Source organism: Bradyrhizobium sp. BRP19, from assembly GCF_020194195.1.
GTDB classification, from domain to species: domain Bacteria; phylum Pseudomonadota; class Alphaproteobacteria; order Rhizobiales; family Xanthobacteraceae; genus Bradyrhizobium; species Bradyrhizobium yuanmingense.
This window is the reverse complement of the sequence record NZ_JADYVZ010000004.1, coordinates 457,241-476,086: the sequence shown is the minus strand read 5'-3', so window position 1 is coordinate 476,086 and position 18,846 is coordinate 457,241. Positions and strand designations below refer to the sequence as shown.

Genomic DNA, 18,846 nt, shown 5'->3' with positions numbered 1-18,846 from the left:
CTTTCAGGATCCTTTGGCGGCCAGAACCAGATCGGCGGCGCGGTCACCCGACCGGACCGATCCCTCGATGGTTGCTGGCAATCCCGTAGCAGTCCAGTCGCCGGCGAGGAACAGGTTTTTCAGCGCAGTGACCGGCCCGGGACGCAGGGCGTTCTGGGCCGGCGTCGCCGCAAATGTGGCGCGGCGCTCGCGCACGATCTGCCAAGGAGGCAGCTCACCGGATACACCTCCCGCCTGGCAGACCTCGTTCCAGATCGTCTGCGCCAGTTCCTCGCGCGGCATATCGACCAGGCGGTCGCCATTGCTGATGGTCACCGAGAGCCGGTTCGGGAACGCGAACAGCCATTCCACCACGCCGCCGATCACGCCGAGGATGGGCGCCGAGCCCGGCGGCGGCTCAAAGCGGAAATGCGCGTTCACAATGGCGCGGAATTCGGTCGGCGTCTTCAGCCCCGGCAGCAGGTTGGCTGCCGCGCGCGGCGGCACCGCCATCACGACGACATCGCCCGCGCCGAGCTGGATCAAATCCTCGCTGCCGAAATTCAGTGCGGTCACCTTGCCGTCCGTGCTGACGAACGAGCGCAGCTCATGGCCGAGCTGAACGGTGTGGCCACGCTCTTGCAGAAACTTCACGGCGGGCTCGATCAGAACCGCGCTGAGACCATCGCGCGCAATCAGCGGACGGCAGGCCTGCCCGCCCGCAAGCAGCGTCTCCCGCACGATCGCGCCGGCGAGCCCGGCCGAGCCCTCGGGCGGATCGACGTTGAGAGCTGCCAGCAGCAGCGGCTGCACCAGGCGCTGATAGAGGATGCCCTCGGTCGGAATCGACTTGCCGACCAGCATCTCCTCCGACGCCCAGATCAGTGGCGCCAGCTTGAGATAATCGGAAAGGCCGGTGTCGGGCACGCGGCGGCTTTCGTCGAGCATCCAGGTCGGCCACCGGCCATCGCCGAGATCGATCTGCCAGCGCTGCCCGGTTTTGACATCGACGAACGGAAATTGCGCCCGCTCGGGGCCGACCAGGCCCGCCTCGGTGCCGATCGCGCGCGCATAGGCGCGCGCATGGCTGTTGCCCGACAGCAGCAGATGATTGCCGTTGTCGATGGTGAGATTGGTGGCGCCGTCGAAATAGGACCGGCAGCGGCCGCCGGCCTGGTGCGTCGCCTCGTGCACGGCGACCTTGAAGCCGGCATTGGCGAGCCGCACGGCGGCGGAGAGGCCGGAAATTCCAGCGCCGATGATGTGAGCTGTGTTTTGCATCAGATGAAAGCGTAACGGAGCAGGATCAGGATGCGCGTGATCTTCGACACACGGACCGGCTCGCGCGGCGCGGTGAAGCCGCGCGCGATCAGGAGGTCCAGAATGGAATGGTAGTATTTCGACATGATCCGCGGCGCGCGCACGGCGCGGCGCCTGTTGCGGTTCATGATCTCGTCCGACTTCTCGAAGTGCACCTTGGCGCGCTGCGCCAGCGGCATGCAGACCTTCGGCAGCGCGCGCTCGGCGATCACGCGGTTCGGATCATCAGAGGTGATGCCGGCATGCAGCAGCGCCTCGCGCGGCAGATAGAGCCGGCCAAGGCCGGCGTCCTCGTCGATGTCGCGCAGGATGTTGGTGAGCTGCAGCGCGCGGCCGAGGTGGTGCGCGAGCAGGATGCCGTCTTCCTCGGGCATGCCGAACACGCGCACCGACAGCCGCCCCACGGCGCTGGCGACGCGGTCGCAATACAGATCCAGCGTCGCCATGTCGGGCGCACGGATGTCCTGCGGCACGTCCATCTCCATGCCGTCGACGATGGCGAGGAAATCCTCGCGCTTGAGCCCGAAGGTCTTCACCGAGGCGACGTAGTCCTTCAGCCGCGGCGGCGGATGGCCCTGATAGAGCGCGTCGATATCGTTGCGCCATTCCTGAAGTGCGGCGAGCCGCTCGTCGCGCGGGCCGTCGGAATCGGCGATGTCGTCGACCTGGCGGCAGAAGCTGTAGATCTGAAACATCGCTTCGCGCTGATCACGCGGCAGGATGCGCATCGCGGCATAGAACGAGCTGCCGGATGCGGTCGAGCCGTAATTGGCGCCGGGCGTGGTCGCCTCAAGCGTCATGGGCAGTCCCCGGTCTGGAAATGGCCTTGCGACGGATCGCACGGCGGCCAACTTCGCCGATGATCCCGGCGAGGCTGAAGGCGAGCAGCTCGAATTTGTTCAGATGCACGCGCTCCCGCAAGGGATCGCGTACCTTGAGCAAGCGCACGATGCGGTCGGCATAGGCCTGGATGACGGAGACGTCGACGCCGAGACGGAAATCCCGGATCTCGGCTGCGAGCGACCTGCCCTCTCCGAGCAGCGCCTCGTTGCGTGCGGCGAGGGACTGCAGGCAGGCCAGCATCGCCGGCGGCGACTGCGCGAGACCGAGCTGCTCGACGGTGGCGCCGTGTGCTGCCAGCGCATCGCGCGGCAGATAGACGCGGTTGAGCTCGCGATAATCCTTGCCGCAATCCTGCAGGTGATTGTTGATCTGAAGGCCCGCGCAGAGCGCGTCCGAGGCGGCCCATGTCGAGGTGCTCTCGCCGTGAACGTCGAGCATGAAGCGGCCGACCGGCATCGCCGAGTAGCGGCAATAATGGATGACCTCGTCCCAGGTCTCATAGCGCAGCTTGGTCACGTCCATGCGGAAGGCGATCAGCACGTCGAGCGCATGACGTGGCGCCATGCCGCGCTCGGCCAGCGCGCGGCGCAAGCTCACGGCCTCAGGCTGGGTGTCACCCTTGCCGAGCAGTTCCGCCTCGAGCAGATCGAGATAAGCGAGCTTCTGGTCGGGGGGGAGCGTGGCGTGATCGGCGATGTCGTCCGCGGTGCGGACGAAATTGTAATAGGCCAGGATCAGGGCGCGATGACGCGGATGAATGATCCAGGACGCGACGGGAAAATTCTCGTCGCGGTCACCCTTGCCGGATCGCAATTCGCTCGCAGAGGTCATCGAGGGCTGGTTTACAATCGTTTGGACAGGAAGGGCTTTTTCGCTCGGGCGGGCTCACGCCGCGACGCCGCCGCGGCCCCCATATAGGGGAATACGGCCGCAAAACCAATCCTGTCCGTCGATGGCTGCCCCTTCGAATTGGGCCCGGAAAAGCGGCCGAGGGCCGCCTTTCTAGGCCAATGGCCGAGTTTATTGATTGTGGTTCTTCAGCACCTGGTCGCAGGCCTGCGAGATCTTGGCCCGGTTCTCCTTGAGGCAGGCCAGGATGGTGAAATCGCCCTGGTCGATGACCGGGCGGCAGAACTTCTGCACATCGCGGGTGCAGGCCTTCTGCTCGGCGTCCGTGCCACGCCCTTGTTGGGCGAACGCTGCCGTCGAAAGGGAGGCCGACAGCAGGGTGAGAGCGACGAGAAGATTGCGCATTGTATTCCTTCATTCTGACGGCAGAATCGCACCGATCCCGGACTGCGCAGGGCGGATGGCCGGAACGGATTGGTTCTGATGGCAAGTCGCCGCTTGTAGCGGCCTCAGGGAAGGCACAAGCACTGGCAAATGCGGCCAAATTGGCGCCGCCCCCGCCGAATCAGGTCTTCCCCGCGCCTTCATTGACAGATGTAAGGGATTGATACTACATCATAATTCGGGAGCATTGCGTTTTAATGCAGACCTGTTGCCGCGCTGCATCTCTTCGCCCGTCCTCGGCTGCCGGAAACATGACGAAGCGCGGCAAATCGCGGCCCCTGGAAGCACGGCGCGGCCGCGTGAACCGCCGTCTCTGGCCGCAGGGCTTTGAACCTGCGACTTGCTCGGAGCACTAAACTTTCGATGTGGCGAGACGTTCTCGATCGAAGCGAACGTCGTTCCAAAGCGGGATATTCGAGATGACATTCTTTTGGCGATCTGGACTGGCAATCAGGGCGGCCGGCATCGGGGTGGCGCTGCTCTTCTCGGCATCGGCAAGCCACGCGCAGTCGTCCGGACCGTTTGCCGGTTTCGACGGCGCGTGGACCGGAACCGGCACGGTGTCGCTGTCCGACGGCTCCACCGAGCGCATTCGCTGCAAAGCGGACTATAAGGTCGCCGGCAGCGGCCTCAACCTGAAGCAGGCGCTGAGCTGCGCCTCCGACAGCTACAAGTTCAACCTCACCAGCGACGTGACGAGCCAGGGCGACCGCATCTCCGGCAACTGGAGCGAGTCCAGCCGCAACATCTTCGGCAATCTCCAGGGCACCGCCGGCGGCGGCCAGATCGAGGTCTTCGTCGAGGCCAACGGCTTTGCCGCCAACCTGTCGCTGCGCACCAACGGCACCAAGCAGACGGTGCAGATCTCGTCCAAGGGCGAGATCCGCGGCGTCAACATCACGATGACGAAGGGCTGAAGGCCTTTCGCACGCAATGAGGAACATGCCCCCGGTTCTCGCGAGCCGGGGGCTTTTTGCTGACACGAACTGACCGGCTGGATTTGCTGAGATGGACCCGATCCGCAGAAATCTGCTGAAGGCCGCCGGGCTCTTCGTGGCCAGCCGCGCCTTCGCCAGCGATCAGCAGGGAGCGAACATGCAGCCTTCGTCCGTGAAGCCGCGTCACGTGCTCTGCTTCCTCGTCAAGAATGAAAGCCTGCTGCATCCGCCCAAGGCGGTGGCGAAGACGATCGCCGATTTCGGCTTCGAGATCGACCGCACCTATTCGCAAGCCAAACCCGATCCGCACATGGAGCGCTCTTTCGGTGTGTGCTGGGACCGCGTCTTTCCGAAAGCGTGGTCCGAGGCGGACGAAATGGCCGTACTCAATCACAAAGCGGTCCTCTACGTGCTGAGCCCGCCGATGGAGCAGCACAAGACGGTCGCCTATTCAGCTGCCGCCTTGCGAATTGTCGAGGAGATGATCGAGGCCGGCGCCACGGCCGTGAAAGGAGAAAGCGCGGGCGTTGCCCACGGACTCACGCGATGGCGGCAACTGGCCCGCGAGTGCAAGGCCGCCGCAAACACGAACCAGGGCCTTACCGTCACGCCAGCGATGGGCCGATCCTGTCGCCTCGCCTTCGCCAAGCGTCCGCTTGCCGGCGACACCTACAACGAAAGCGTCGGCTTCCACCTCGTCGGACTGCCGGAAATCTATGTCGCGCGATCGCGCGGCAGCGACCGGAACGCAGCGAATCTGATGGACGAAATCGCGGACGCAATGGCCGAGCGCGGCATCGAGGCAACGCTGCGCGACCGCAAGCTCGCGCTGTCGCGGGAGCAGGACTACGCCGAGGGCGACTTCAAGTTCAATCCCTATGGAATCGTCCGCGTCGAGGCGTGAGCCGAACCGCGCCGGATCAGTCCTTTCGCGCGATGCATTCGCAGCGGCATCGGAAATAGACCGCGTCCGGATCGCGTTCCCAGGCCTTCCAGCCGGCAAGCGCGGCCCGGATCTCATCGTCTGTCGCGAGCCGCCTGGCCACGAGTTGCGGTCCGAGCCCCAGCAGGCTCCGCTGCGCATCGGCAACGGCCTCGCTGCGGCTCTGCGCATCGGCACTGTGGTTGACGTAGCTCGCACCGGCCCAGACCGGCGCGAAGCCGTGGGCTCGGAGGATGGAGCCCTGCCGGCGCCCGAAGCGAAGCGCCTCCGGATCGTCGTGCTGGTACCAGCGTTGCCAAAGATCGAGCGCGAGCCGCACGCCGTCGATTTCAGGGTGAAGAACGTTGCCGCCGACGTCGGCATCGCGCGTTGCGACGAGGCCGCCCGGCTTCAGCACACGTCGCGCTTCGGCCAGCGTTCGCGCCAATATCTCTCGGCTCTGATGGTAGAGCACCGCGTGAAAGAACACGGCATCGAACGTTCCATCGTCGAACGGCAGCGCCGTCATGTCGGCTCCGACAAAGGCCAGATTGGTCGAGCCCGCCGCCGACACGAGCCGATTGGCGGCGGTAATGGCCGTCGGCTCGATATCGAGGCCGACGGCCCTTTCGACGTGCCCCGCCAGCGCTGCCGTAATGGTGCCGGGCCCGCAGCCGCCGTCGAGCAGGGTCATACCCGATGTCAGGAACGGGACGAAAAAGGCGGCTGAATCGCCGCCTCGCTTCTGCTGAAACGCCACGATCGCGCCGTCGTGCTGCATGATTCGTCCCCGACCGGAACTCCGGCGCAGTCATTCAGACTGCGCCGATTCCATGTCCGGTGGAAGCCACTCAGATCGCCGGCTTGTCCGTGCCCTGCAGCTTGCCGTGCAGGTTGATCAGCCACATCGCCGTCGGCCGCAGGATGAAGAGGTCGGCGACCAGCGCCATGACCATCGAGAAGGCGCTGAGCCAGCCGAACAGACGCAGCGATGGCAGGTCGGAGAACACGGTGACGACAAGGCCGCAGGCCAGCACCACCGTGGTCAGGATCAGCGCAGGTCCCACCAGCACGGTGGCCCGCTCCACCGCGAGCGCCGAGCCGACACCCGGCTTGTTCTCCAGCCGCAGGCGGTTGAGGAAGTGGATGGTAGCGGAAAGGCCGAGGCCGAACGAGACCGTGAGCGCAACGACGCTGGCGAATTGCAGCCCCTCGCCCATCGCCCACAGCACCGTGCCCGACATCACCACCGGGAAGATGCCCGGCAGGATGCAGGCGAGTGTCACCACCCAGGAGCGGAAGGCGAGGCCGATGAAGATCGCGACCAGCGCGAATTCGATCGTGAGGCCGTGGTTCAGCTTCTCGATCATGTTGGCCGAGTTACGCGCGGCGATGGCGGCGAGACCCGTCACGGCGATCTCATAGCCCGGATGCTTCTTGCGGACGGCGTCGAGCTCCGAATCGAGCTTGTCGACGATCGGCAGGAGCTGGCTGGAATCCTTGTCCGGCACGCGGCCGGCCACCACGACAGCGTCCTGCTCGGCGTCGATGAAGCGGCGCACCAGGTGCTCGGGGATGACGCTGACATATTCCTTCAGCGTCGCGACATCGGCACTGCCGGCCTTCTCCGCCAGCCAGCGGCGCAGCGTCTCCAGCGACCACACGTTGCCCACCCCTGCGGACTTCTCGACCGTCGCATGCACCTCGGCGATGGTCTGGAGCGTCTGCGGCGAATAAAGCGTTTCACCCTTGGGGAACACGATCAGCACGTTGACGGGATTGGCGCCGGTCAGCTTGGCGTCTAACCGGTCGCTGGCGGCAACCGCCTGGCGCTTGTCCGGCACCTGGTCGGCGAGCCGGTAGCGCGGCTCCAGATTGGCATAGATGACGCCGAGGCCGCCGACGAACAGCACCGCCAGCAGGCTGAACAGGCCGGGCCGGCCGACCATGCGCACCGCAATCCAGTAGCAGAAATTGCGCAGCGCCTGTACGCCGGCATCAGCGCCCTGGAACTTGACTGCAAAGACCTTCTCGTTGCGCACGAACAGCACGCCGAAGACAGGCACCAGCGACAGCACCGCGACCAGCGCGATGATGGTGGCGGCAAGGCCCGCCTCGCCGAACTTGCGGATCAGATCGGAGTCGGAGAATTGCAGCGCGATGAAGGAGATGCCGGCGGTGCCATGCGTCAGCACGCAGGCCGGGCCCACCACCAGCACCGCGTTCTTGAACGCGGTGAACTTGTCCTGGCCCGCGATCAGCCTATCGCGCGCGGCGAAGGTCAGCTGCATCGAGTCGGAGAAGCTGATCACCATGATGAGCGGCGTCATCACGTTCAGGAACATGTTGAGGTTGAAATTGGCCCAGCCGAGCGCGCCTAGCGCCAGCAGGATAGCGATCATCGGCGGGAATGCCGCCGCGATCATGAACGAGATCTTGCGGAAGAAGATGATGGCGATGATGCAGCCGGCGAGGATGCCGAGGATGTTGTAGGTCAGCCCGTCGCGCTCAACCGCGTTGCGGATCTCGAGCTGCATCACCGGGACGCCGGAGAGCTGCACGTTGAGGCCGGTGTCCCCGAGCGTCTCCTTCATCAGCGCACGGATGTCGGCGACGGTCTTGGTCAACTTGTTGGAAGCGACCACCTCCGGATCGAGCGACAGCACGACCAGCGCCAATGTGCCGTCCTCCGACAGCAGCTTGCCGCGGATGATCTCGTTGTTCTTGACGGTCTCGATGAACTTGTCATAGGCCGCGCCCTCCGGTAGCTCGGGCGGGAACAGGGCCGCCGGCAGCTTGCCGGGGGCCGGCGCCTGGCGCGCCGAGAACAGCGAGACCAGCCCGCGCGTGCCTTCGACCAGCTGCAGGTCGGTGACGAAGTCGCGCAGCTTCTCGAGGTTGCTGCGTTCCAGGAGGGTCTTGCCCTCGACCACGACGAGTACGTCGAACTCCTCCGCCGGGAATTTCTTGGTGACCTCTTCGTACTGGCGGAACTCGCGGCTGTCGGAGCGGAACAGCTGCGACAGCGAATCGTCGATCTTGATCCGGTAGATCCCGAACACGGCGCCGACTATCAACGCGAGCAGGATGATGCAGGAGACGATCGGGGCCCGAACGGCGATCAGCCCGAGACGCTCCAGCCCGAAGGCGATGGAGGACGTAGATCCCTGCTCGACCTTGTCGACATGAACCTCACTCTCGCTGTGCTTTTCGAGCATGCCTTGTCCAGTTCCTAAATCGGCTCGGGCTGTGAGCTTATCGCGCCGCGCGACCGGCTTGAAAACGCCATACCAATGGGAGGCTTGCCCTTTGAAAATGCGCGGAAAATCGCCGGCAGCGGTTTAGCAGGTCAACAGGTCTTTTCGCAAGCAGGCCAAGCCCGGCCGAATCGATCGAAAAGCGGCGATCCGGGCCTGGAATGACCGTCATCCCGGCGAGGATGTGCCAATCTGGCGCGGCGCGCGGTCCGCACTCTCGTCCTTCAGCGCCACGCCGGTGATCTCCCGGGCCAGCCCCTCGCGGACCAGCCAGGCGATCTTGAACGCCGCTTCCTCGTGGCTCAACCCGGCGTGGTGGATGTTGGAGACGCAATTGCGCTCGGCATCGGTGCGGCCGGGCCTCGGCGCAAAGGTCAGATAGGCGCCGAGGCTGTCGGGCGCGGACAGGCCGGGCCGCTCGCCGATCAGCATCACGACCATGCGTGCACCGAGAATAGCGCCGATCTCGTCGCCGAGCGCGACGCGCGCGCCCGATGCGACGACGACACGGCGAACCGCGACAGCATCCCCCTGCGCAAGCGATTGCAACAGGCGCCTTACCACGATCGCCGCATGGCTATGGACCGCCGCCGTGGACAGGCCGTCTCCGATCACGACCGCGAGCTGGCACGGCGCCGAGATGCTTCGTGCCAGACGCTGAGCCGAGCCGGGGTCGAGCTGTCGTCCCAGATCCGGCCGCCGCAGATAGTCGCCGCGATCGACCGCCCGGCTCCTGACCTCGGTCACCGCAACACCGAGTGCGTCGAGATCGGCGATGAGACGCGGCGTGTCGAAGGCCGCATGCACAGCATCGCGCGCGCGGGCATGGTCCAGCGTGAAATCGAGCAACGCTCTTGTCGGCAGGCTCGCGCCGCTGCGCCCCAGCGCGACGCGCGCAGGCGTAAACGAGCGCAAATCGAGGGTCGGACGGCGCGGCAGGGCCGGGTCAGACATGTGGCATCATTCGGCGGGCACGGCGGCCTCGCGCAGCCGGATCGAATAGTTCGAGGCGTTCTGCTTGCCGCTGGAGGCCGCGCGCGCAAAGGTGATGAGATGGTGCGCGACCAGCGTGCAGCCGATCAGGCCTTCGATGTCGCCGCGCTTGATGCGGCCCAGCGCGAACTTCCAGAACACGCGCCTATAGTCGCCGAGCACGCCGACCTTCCAGAAGATGTTGCGCAGTATGACGAGGCCGCGCCGGATGCTGCGCCAGGTCTTCATCTCGTCCGGCACCGGTACCTTGAGCCGGTTCACATAGACGTGGTCGCATTGGTGCTGATAGCGCGCGTAGACCTTGTCGGGCGCGTAAGCGACTGCCATGGCGTGCTTCCAGGACGCGACGACCTCGTCATAGGGCAGCAGGAAGTCGACGTTGGAATCGCGGCCATCGTCCTCGACCAGCCGCCCCTCGCGCTCAAGCCGGTCCCATAGCGGCGTCTTCGGCAGCGCCTGCAGCAGATTGATGGTGAGCAGCGGAATCCGGGACTCCTCGACGAAGGCGAGCAGCGCCTCCGAGGTGTTCGGCTTGTCGGTGTCGAGCCCCATGATGATGCCCGAGACCACCTCCATGCCGTAGGAGTTAATGGTGCGCACGCCCTCCAGGATCGGGACCATCATGTTGTGGTCCTTCTGCATCGCCTTCAACGCGTCGGGATCCGGCGTCTCGATGCCGCAGAAGATGGTGATGAAATAGGCCTCGCGCATCTTCTCGAGGATCTCGGGGCGCTTGGCGATGTTGAGCGTGGCCTCGCAAGCGAGCCGCACCACGTAGCCGGTCCGCTTCTGCCACTCGATCAGGTGCGGCAGCAGGTCCATGGCCGCCTTGCGGTTGCCGATGAAATTGTCGTCGACGAAATAGACCGTGTCGGTCATGCCGCATTCGCGCAGGCGGTCGAGCTCGGCGATGATCTGCTGCGGCGTCTTGATGCGCGGATTGCGGCCGTAAAGGCCGGGGATGTCGCAGAACTCGCACTGGTAGGGACAGCCGCTGGAATATTGGATGCTGCCGAGGAAGTACTTCTTCACGTCGGCGAGCTCGTAGGCCGGGATCGGAAACTCCGTCATCGGCACGCGGTCCTTGGTCGTGAGCACGACCTGCTGTTCGGGCCGCGAGGTGCCGCGCGACAGGATCTCGATCAGCTGGTTGGTGGCGTCGCCGAGCTCGCCGACATGCAGATAATCGAAGGACGGGTAATAGTCGGGACAGGCGCTGACAGAAGGCCCGCCGAGCGCGACCGGCAGATCGAACTCATGGGCGCGGCGGCAGATGTCGTTCATCTGCTGGCGCTGGATGTGCATGCCGCTGACGAAGACGGCTTCCGCCCATTCGAACTCCTCCCTCGTCGTGCGGCGCAGGTTCTCGTCGACGAATTTGACCTGCCATTCCTTCGGGAGATAGGCGGAGATCAGCAGCAGGCCCTGCGGCGGCATGAAGGCGCGGACGCCATCGGTCAGGGGATAGGAATGCTCGAACGTGCCGAAGGACGAGGTGTAGCGCGGAAACACGCAGAGAATCCGCCGGGACGTTCCGTTACTTTCAGCTCGCATCAAAGCTCCCCCGCCACACTCAACCGATGGTGCGGAAATTGCCAGCCCGACACATAGCGTAATGCTGTCGCCGGAATTTCTCAATATTGTGGCGTAAGCATAATTCCGAGAGGCGCCGATGGTTTCCCAACCGAGTTGACCTTCCGCCTCATGCGATCAGCCGCGCGGCAAAATCGGGCAGCAGGCCTGCATCGCCGGCAATCCGGAAATCGGCACCTGCAATGCCCGAGCGCGCCAGCCAGTCGTCGAATTCCGGCGCGCGGCGCAGCGCGAAGACGTCCCTGACATAGAGCGCGTCGTGAAAAGACGTCGACTGGTAGTTCAGCATGACGTCGTCGGCACCGGGAACACCCATGATGAAGGTGACGCCGGCGGCGGCGAGCAGCGTCAGGAGATTGTCCATGTCGTCCTGATCTGCCTCGGCGTGGTTGGTGTAGCAGATGTCGACCCCGAGCGGCAGGCCGAGCAGCTTGCCACAGAAATGATCCTCCAGCCCGGCGCGGATGATTTCCTTGCCGTCATAGAGATATTCCGGGCCGATGAAGCCGACCACGCTGTTGACCAGCAGCGGAGCGAAGGCGCGGGCGACCGCATAGGCGCGCGCCTCGCAGGTCTGCTGGTCGACGCCGTGATGGGCGCCCGCCGACAGCGCCGAGCCCTGGCCGGTCTCGAAATACATCAGGTTCCGCCCGACCGTGCCGCGCGACTGCGACAGCCCGGCCTCTTGCGCCTCCTTCAACAGTGCGAGGTCGATGCCGAAGTTGCGGTTGGCGGCCTCGGTGCCCGCGACCGACTGGAAGACGAGGTCGACCGGCACGCCCTGCCCGATCAGCGACAGCGTCGTCGTGACATGGGTCAGGACGCAGCCTTGCGTCGGGATCTGCAGCCGCGCGATGATCTCGTCGAGCAGCCGCAGCAATTGCGCGATGACGGCGGGGTCGTCGCTGGCGGGATTGATGCCGATGCAGGCATCGCCCGCCCCCAGCAGGATGCCGTCGAGGATCGAGGCGGTGATGCCCCTGGCATCGTCGAAGGGATGGTTCGGCTGCAGGCGTGTGCTCATCCGCCCCCTCAGGCCGATAGTGTTGCGAAAGGCGGTGGTGACCTCGCATTTCCGCGCCGCCAGGATCAGATCCTGGTTGCGCATCAGCTTCGACACCGCGGCCGCCATCTCCGGCGTGATGCCGGGCGCCAGCTTGCGCAGGATCTCGGGCGTTGCGGCGTCCGACAGCAGCCAGTCGCGGAAGGCGCCGACCGTCAGCGATGCCACCGGCGCGAACGCCTTGGCGTCATGGCTGTCGATGACGAGGCGGGTGACCTCGTCGGCCTCGTAGGGAACGACGGCTTCCTGCAGGAACTGGCCGAGCGGCACATCGGCGAGCGCCATCCGCGCGGCGATCATCTGCTCGGAGCTGGCAGCGGCAATGCCGGCCAGCCGGTCGCCGGAGCGCGGGGGTGTCGCCTTGGCGAGCAGGTCGCGCAGGTCAGGGAAGCTGTAGGTCGTGGCGTCGATGCTGTGGCGGTAGACCAAGGGTCTCTCCGGGGTTGCTCGGCCAACGGCCGACTCCAAGACTATCCCAAAAGACTATCCTGAAACTAAACCTTCGGATCAAGACGCTGAAATGACTTGCCTTTCCTTCGACCAAGGACGGAGGCGGCCAGGCCGCGCGTTAACGAGGCGTCCATCTTCGTTCTGCATAGTTTTGCAACAATTTGCCTGACCCCGTTCACCGGCCGGTCAGGCCAATCCGGGCTCCTTGAACAGCATGACATCCGACCGATCTGGGAATGCCGCCAAGCCGGCAGGCCGCTTCACGCTTGCCAGCAAGCTCTATGCGATCTTCGCGCTGTTCGCGCTGCTCACGGCAGCGATCGCGATCTTGTCCGACTACAACAGCCGCCGCAGCGCGGACCTCGCAGTCGCGATTGAGACGGCCAATGCCGCCGCGCTGAACGTCGAGCGGGTCAACTCCCTCGTCTATGCGGTGGTGATGGAATCGCGCGGCATCTACATGTCGACCGAGCCGGCCGTGGTGAAGAAATACGGCGACGGCCTGCTCAAGTTCAACGCCCAGATCCTCGACGTCGTGAAGCGCTGGGAGACCATCGTCAAGGCCGACGATGCCGAGCAGTTCGCGACCTTCAAGAAGCGCATCGAGCAGTTCGTCGAGTTCCGCAAGGAGCTAGTGCGGCGCGGCGTCGAGATCAACGCGGCAGCGGGCCGCGAATGGGGCGACAACGACGCCAACCGCAGCGTCCGCTCGGCGCTGAACAAGGACCTCGAGGCGCTGTCAAAGGTCTATGCCGAGCGCGGCAGGCAGATCGCGCAGCAGACCGAGACCGCCCGCACATTGTCGTTCATCCTCACCTGCCTCGGCGGCGTGGCGCTGGCCCTCGTCGTCGCTGGCATCGTCATCATTGCCCGCTCGATCGCCCGGCCGCTCGCCGCGATCACCGCAACCATCAAGCAGGTCGCCGACGGCGCCGCCGATGTCGTGGTGCCGCACTCCGACCGCGCCGACGAGATCGGCGCGCTGGCCCGCGCCATCCAGGTGTTCCAGGACTCGATGGGGCGCAACCGCAATCTCGCCTCGCAAGTGTCGCAAGACGCCGCCGCGCGCGAGGAGCGCGCCCGTCACGTCGAGCGGTCCGTCGAGCAATTTCGCGAGGCGATCGGCGCGATCATGCGCGGCCTCAGCGACAACGCCTCCGTCATGCGCGAGACCGCGCAGACCATCACGCGTGTCACTGCGGATGCGAGCAGCCGCGCCGGCACCGCGGCGAACGCCACCGAGCAGGCCTCGCACAACGTCACCGCGGTGGCGGGCGCGGCCGAGGAGCTTTCGGCCTCGGTGGTGGAGATCGGCCGCCAGGTGCGACAGAGCGCCGGCGCGGTCGAGCAGACCGGCCAGCGCACCGAGAAGTCGATCTCCGAGATCGAGAGCCTCGCTGCAGCCACGCAACGCATCGACGGCGTGCTCAACCTGATCCAGGCGATCGCCGAGCAGACCAACCTGCTCGCGTTGAACGCCACCATCGAGGCGGCGCGCGCCGGCGATGCCGGCCGCGGCTTTGCCGTCGTCGCCCACGAGGTGAAGGCGCTCGCGGGCCAGACCGCCAAGGCCACGGCCGAGATCAGCGAGAACGTCGCGATGATCCAGGCCTCGACGCGGAACGCCGTCGACGCCGTGCGCGAGATCGGCGGGGCGGTGCGCGAGATCAACGAGGTCACGTCCGCGATTGCCGGCGCCGTCAGTCAGCAGGACCAGGCCACGCGCGAGATCTCCTCCAACGCGCAAAGCGCTGCCCAAGGCAACGAGACGCTGGTGGCGAACATCACCTCGCTGCGCGATGCCATCGGCGAGACCGATACTGCGGCGGCTTCGGTGTTCACCGCCGCCAGCAGCCTGACCGAGACGGCGCAGACGCTGTCGCGGGAGGTGGAGACGTTCTTCCAGAATCTGCGCGCGGGGTCGGCGGACGGTCGCATCGCCAAGGCGGGGTAGCGGCCCGCCTGGCGCCGCGAAAACGGTCGCTCCAGCAAAAACGGAAAAACAACCCCATGCACAGTAGACGGGGGTCAGCTTTTTCAATGGCTTGGCGGCCCGGCGCGAAGCCCTGCTGTTTTTACGGACCGATTTTGACTCGTCGGGCAAAACAGGGGCATGATGTCAGCATGCCGAGCGTGGCGCCTGTGCCGCGGCTGGCAACCGAACGGGGTTACCGCTCCGAACCCGATCGAGCGACCAAGATCCGGACGCGGCCGCCGGCATCCTCGAGCTCGCGGTAACGACTTAGCTCGGCCTGGAGCTCCGGATCGGACCTTGCCCAGGCCAGCCAGTCGAACGGGACCGCGCTGAGCAGCCGGGTATCCACGAGGATCACATCCGGACGACCGGCGCGCAGGTCCGCGAGCAAGTGCCGCCGCTCGAAATCGATGATGCTGTCCAGTCTTGCGCGCTCGCCTTCGGCATCGGACGTTTTCTCGCGCAAAAGCGATCTGTGCTCTTTCACCTGGGTGAACCCGCCATGGCGTGCAGGGTCACTCTCGGTCAGCAGTTACTATCGTACTACACTGATCTGAGGCCATACTGCATCGCGGCCAAAAGACTTGCCCGTCGCGGCGCTTCGAAGCGCCGCCGATGCGCAATCCGGCCAAGGGCCACGGCGCTACCCCATCACCCCGCCGCGCCTGATCAGCTCCTTGCCGACGGCCGCGAGATGCACTTGGTCCGGCCCGTCGCCGATGCGGATGAAGCGGGCATAGACGTAAGCGCGCGCGAGGAACGTGTCCTGCGAGACCCCGGCGGCGCCGTGGATCTGAATGGCGCGGTCGATGACGCGGGCGGCCATGCTCGGGACCACGATCTTGGCCGCGGCGATCAGGTCGCGCGCGGCCTTGTTGCCCTCGCGGTCCATCTTGTCGGCGGCTTGCAAGGTGAGCAGGCGCGCCTGCGCGATCTCGCAGAAGGAGTGCGCGATGTCCTCGCGTACCGAGCCCTGCTCTGCGAGCGGCTTGCCGAAGGCGACGCGCGAGACCGCGCGCTGGCACATCAATTCCAGCGCCCGCTGGGCGCAGCCGATCAGGCGCATGCAGTGGTGAATGCGGCCGGGGCCGAGCCGGCCTTGCGCGATCTCGAAGCCGCGGCCCTCGCCGAGCAGAATGTTCTCGGCGGGGACGCGGACGTTGTCGTAGACGATCTCGGGATGGCCGACCGGCGCATCGTCATAGCCGTAGGTGAGCATGTCGCGGAGGATGCGCACCCCACGCGTATTCTTCGGCACCAGGATCATGGATTGCTGGCGATGGCGGTCGGGATGGTCGGGTGCGGTCTTGCCCATCACGATCAGGATCTCGCAATCCTCGTTCATCGCGCCCGAGGTGAACCATTTGCGGCCGTTGATCACGTAGTCGTCGCCGTCACGCCGGATCTCGCACTGGATGTTGGTGGCGTCGCTGGAGGCGACCTGCGGCTCCGTCATCGAGAAGCCGGAGCGGATGCGCCCCTCCAGGAGCGGCTTCAGCCAGCGCTCCTGCTGCGCCTTGGTGCCGTAGTTTGCGAGCACCTCCATGTTGCCGACATCGGGCGCGGAGCAGTTGAAGACCTCGGGCGCCCAGAGGATGCGGCCCATGATCTCCTTCACCGGCGCGTATTCGAGATTGGTCAGACCCGGCCCGTGCTCGCCGGACAGGAACAGGTTCCAGAGCCCCTGCTCGCGCGCCCGCCGCTTCAGATCCTGAAGGATTTGCGGAGTCTTGTAGCGTGAAGCTTCCGGCTTGACCTGCTCGTAGTAGAGCTCCTCGACCGGCTCGACATGGGCCTGCATGAACTGGCGAACGCGGTCCTGGAGCTCCAGCGAACGGGCGGAGTGGTGAAAGTCCATGGTGGTCTCCTGTTCGCTACATTTGAGGTCGTCATGCCGGGCTTATCCCGCCTGCGCGGCCGAAGCCGCTTCGGCGAGGCGAAGGCCCGGGCATCCACGTTCTTCGTGCCGCGGGGAAATGCGTGGATGGCCGGGACAAGCCCGGCCATGACGTGATGGAGACATCAGTCTCGTAGGGTGGGCAAAGCGAAGCGTGCCCACGCTCTTTCTCGGTCATCATTGATAGATCGTGGGCACGGCGCAAGTGCGCCTTTGCCCACCCTACGATTTCGCATCCGCCGCGAGAACCCGCCTCTCACGTCCCGCGCAACAGCTCGCTTGCCACCACCCAGTCGTTGCCGTCGAACTGGAGCATGTAGCCGTCCTTGATCGGGCGGAAATCCTGCGGCGTGGTGTTGAGGGTGATGCCGGGCATCAGGAGCGACAGCGGCACGTTCTTCAGATTCGCGGCCTGCGCCATGATGTTCTCGCGCGTCAGATTGTCCTTGCACTGCTTCAGCAGCGCCACCAGCGCCTCGGCGACGGTGTAGCCATAGAGGCCGGCGACGTTGTTGATGTCGGCATTGGGCAGGCGCTTCTTCATGAAGTCGATATAGGCCGTCATCGCCGGATCGTCCTTCGGCGCCTCGACGAACGGCTTGAGCGCGCCGAGCGACAGCACACCCTTGCCGGCCTCCAGGCCAGCGGGCGCCATCACGGTAGCCTTGTTGGCGCAGCCGGAGGCCAGAAAGCGCGTCGGCTGCCAGCCGACCTCGTGCGCCTTGCGGATCGCCTGCGCGCAGGCGCGCGGCGTCACCGAATAGATCATGAAGACGTCGGCCTTGGTATTGGCGAGCGTCAGGACCTGGGAATCGACGGTGGGATCGGCGACCTCGAAGCTCGAGGCCATCGCGATCGCCTTGTCGGCGTCGGCACCGAGCGCCTCCTTAACGCCGCGAAGATATTCCTTGCCGGCGTCGTCGTTCTGGTAGAGCACCGCAAAGCGCGCATTCGGGTTCCTGGCGCGGGCATAGGCGACGTCGATCGCAGCCTCGCTGGTGTAGTTCGGCGCCCAGGGCAGCGCGATCGACCAAGGCATGTTGGCGGGATCGTTCCACTTCGAGGCCGAGCTGATCAGGAAGATCTGCGGCACCTTGTTGCTGTTGAGATATTTTGCGATCGCCGAGCTCGGCGCCGTGCCCATGGTGGCGAAGATGAAGGCGACGCCGTCGCCTTCGACGAGGCGCCGCGCGGCTTCCATGGTCTTGGGCGGCGAGAAGGCATCGTCAAGCGAGATCAGGTTGAGCTTGCGGCCGCCAACGCCGCCCTTCTCGTTGATCTCGTCGAAATAGGCGGAGATCACCCGTCCCGTGATGCTGAGCGGCGATGCCGGGCCGCTATAGGGCATAGTGTTGCCGATCTTGATCTCGGTGTCGCTAACTCCAGGACCGTAGGATTTTTGCGCGGAGACAGGAGCGGACAAGCAGGCGGCAGCCAGCGCTGCGGCCAGGGCCAAAGCGGCTTTCATGGTTTCTCCCCAATGATTGTCGCCGCGGCGAAACGACCGCGCGGCGCGCTGCTTCTTGTCAGCGCGTCAGATCAGCGGAGTTCATCAAGATGGTCTTGCGTCGAGTTGCTGATGGCATCGCCTGAAGCGCGACGAGATTTTGATGAATCGTCATCGTGCGTCAGGTTGTTCTTGACGCATGAGCTTTCCGGAAAACCGCTTCGGCACTTTTCCGGATCATGCTTTAGCCGCGCCGCCTCAAGGCGAAGCCCAAGCTGACCCATCCGGCACCGGCCATGATCAGGTCGATGCCGAGGAACAGGCCGAGGATGTAGACGCTGTTCACCGGCCAGCGCACCAGGATCAGCAGCCCGAGCAGCAGCGTGACGACGGCCGACACCGCCACCCAGCCCCACGGGCTTTCGCGCTTCATGCTGAAGGCGAGAAACAGCCTGACCGCGCCGGAGGCCAGCAGCGAGGCGCCGAGGAACAGCGTGAGCAGAACCGCGGCGAAGAGCGGGTTCGCGAAGGTGAGGAAGCCGGCAACGATGTAGAGCACACCGAGCAAGGCCCAGATCAGGAACTTTCCCCAGCTCTTCATCTGGAATGCGCCGATCACCTCGGTGACGCCGGCGACGATCATCATTGCGCCGACCACGATCACGCTCGCCACCGTTGCCATCACCATGCTGCCGAGCGCGACGAAGCCGGCAATCAGGTAGACGACGCCGAGCGCGACGATCCAGCCCCATTTGGCGTGTAGCGCAGCCATTCCCGAGCCGAGACCGGACGGATGAGACGTATCTGACGCAGTTGTCATGGGCCACTCCTGCATGCGAAGCCCCCGGGCACACGCCATGATAGCACGCACCCGAC

16 protein-coding genes are annotated in these 18,846 nt (G+C 65.3%); 3 read left to right on the top strand and 13 right to left on the bottom strand.

Going from position 1 to position 18,846, the window contains the following annotated elements:
- Positions 1-3: 3 nt before the first annotated feature.
- The 4 genes from hpnE to I6F36_RS16705 all read right to left on the bottom strand — a co-directional run bounded on the left by hpnE (position 4) and on the right by I6F36_RS16705 (position 3,396).
- Complete coding sequence (gene hpnE / locus I6F36_RS16720) at positions 4-1,260, bottom strand: hydroxysqualene dehydroxylase HpnE (protein ID WP_225171798.1); 1,257 nt, start codon at positions 1,258-1,260, stop codon at positions 4-6.
- Positions 1,260-2,099, bottom strand: coding sequence for a presqualene diphosphate synthase HpnD (gene hpnD, locus I6F36_RS16715; protein ID WP_057027142.1), 840 nt, complete (start codon positions 2,097-2,099; stop codon positions 1,260-1,262). Before hpnD ends, hpnE begins: the two co-directional genes overlap by 1 nt.
- Positions 2,089-2,973, bottom strand: coding sequence for a squalene synthase HpnC (gene hpnC / locus I6F36_RS16710; RefSeq protein ID WP_036023092.1), 885 nt, complete (start codon positions 2,971-2,973; stop codon positions 2,089-2,091). The genes hpnD and hpnC overlap by 11 nt, the downstream gene beginning before the upstream one ends.
- 189 nt (positions 2,974-3,162) lie before the next feature.
- The gene (locus I6F36_RS16705) at positions 3,163-3,396 is read right to left on the bottom strand and encodes a hypothetical protein (protein ID WP_025035011.1); all 234 of its coding nucleotides are present in this window, start codon (positions 3,394-3,396) and stop codon (positions 3,163-3,165) included.
- A 458-nt stretch (positions 3,397-3,854) separates the two neighbouring features.
- Between I6F36_RS16705 and I6F36_RS16700 the strand changes: the two genes are divergently transcribed.
- Positions 3,855-4,352, top strand: coding sequence for a hypothetical protein (locus I6F36_RS16700; RefSeq protein ID WP_036006098.1), 498 nt, complete (start codon positions 3,855-3,857; stop codon positions 4,350-4,352).
- A gap of 91 nt (positions 4,353-4,443) precedes the next feature.
- Entirely contained in the window at positions 4,444-5,277 is an 834-nt protein-coding gene (locus I6F36_RS16695) for a hypothetical protein (RefSeq protein WP_225171797.1), read from the top strand.
- Positions 5,278-5,293: 16 nt separating this feature from the next.
- Here I6F36_RS16695 and I6F36_RS16690 read toward each other — a convergent pair whose 3' ends face one another.
- The 5 genes from I6F36_RS16690 to I6F36_RS16670 form a co-directional block, all read right to left on the bottom strand.
- Positions 5,294-6,076 (bottom strand): class I SAM-dependent methyltransferase, encoded by a 783-nt coding sequence (locus I6F36_RS16690; protein ID WP_225171796.1) that lies wholly within the window; start codon positions 6,074-6,076, stop codon positions 5,294-5,296.
- 70 nt (positions 6,077-6,146) lie between these two features.
- On the bottom strand, positions 6,147-8,513 hold the full coding sequence (locus I6F36_RS16685) for an RND family transporter (RefSeq protein ID WP_225171795.1): 2,367 nt from the start codon (positions 8,511-8,513) through the stop codon (positions 6,147-6,149).
- A gap of 207 nt (positions 8,514-8,720) precedes the next feature.
- On the bottom strand, positions 8,721-9,506 hold the full coding sequence (eutC, locus tag I6F36_RS16680; RefSeq protein ID WP_225171794.1) for an ethanolamine ammonia-lyase subunit EutC: 786 nt from the start codon (positions 9,504-9,506) through the stop codon (positions 8,721-8,723).
- A 6-nt stretch (positions 9,507-9,512) separates the two neighbouring features.
- Positions 9,513-11,099, bottom strand: coding sequence for a B12-binding domain-containing radical SAM protein (locus I6F36_RS16675; protein WP_036023085.1), 1,587 nt, complete (start codon positions 11,097-11,099; stop codon positions 9,513-9,515).
- Between the two features lie 148 nt (positions 11,100-11,247).
- Entirely contained in the window at positions 11,248-12,630 is a 1,383-nt protein-coding gene (locus I6F36_RS16670; RefSeq protein ID WP_225171793.1) for an ethanolamine ammonia-lyase subunit EutB, read from the bottom strand.
- Positions 12,631-12,865: 235 nt separating this feature from the next.
- On the opposite strand from I6F36_RS16670, the gene I6F36_RS16665 reads away from it, so the two are divergent.
- Entirely contained in the window at positions 12,866-14,605 is a 1,740-nt protein-coding gene (locus tag I6F36_RS16665; RefSeq protein WP_225127280.1) for a methyl-accepting chemotaxis protein, read from the top strand.
- Between the two features lie 214 nt (positions 14,606-14,819).
- Here the strand turns inward: I6F36_RS16665 and I6F36_RS16660 are convergent, their stop codons facing one another.
- From I6F36_RS16660 to I6F36_RS16645, 4 genes are all read right to left on the bottom strand, one after another.
- Positions 14,820-15,113: a hypothetical protein gene (locus tag I6F36_RS16660; RefSeq protein WP_225127281.1), complete on the bottom strand. Its 294-nt coding sequence runs from the start codon at positions 15,111-15,113 to the stop codon at positions 14,820-14,822.
- Between the two features lie 156 nt (positions 15,114-15,269).
- Entirely contained in the window at positions 15,270-16,484 is a 1,215-nt protein-coding gene (locus I6F36_RS16655) for an acyl-CoA dehydrogenase family protein (protein ID WP_225145147.1), read from the bottom strand.
- 295 nt (positions 16,485-16,779) lie between these two features.
- Positions 16,780-17,991 (bottom strand): ABC transporter substrate-binding protein, encoded by a 1,212-nt coding sequence (locus tag I6F36_RS16650; protein ID WP_036006122.1) that lies wholly within the window; start codon positions 17,989-17,991, stop codon positions 16,780-16,782.
- 223 nt (positions 17,992-18,214) lie between these two features.
- Complete coding sequence (locus tag I6F36_RS16645) at positions 18,215-18,790, bottom strand: HdeD family acid-resistance protein (RefSeq protein ID WP_225171792.1); 576 nt, start codon at positions 18,788-18,790, stop codon at positions 18,215-18,217.
- Positions 18,791-18,846: the final 56 nt, after the last annotated feature.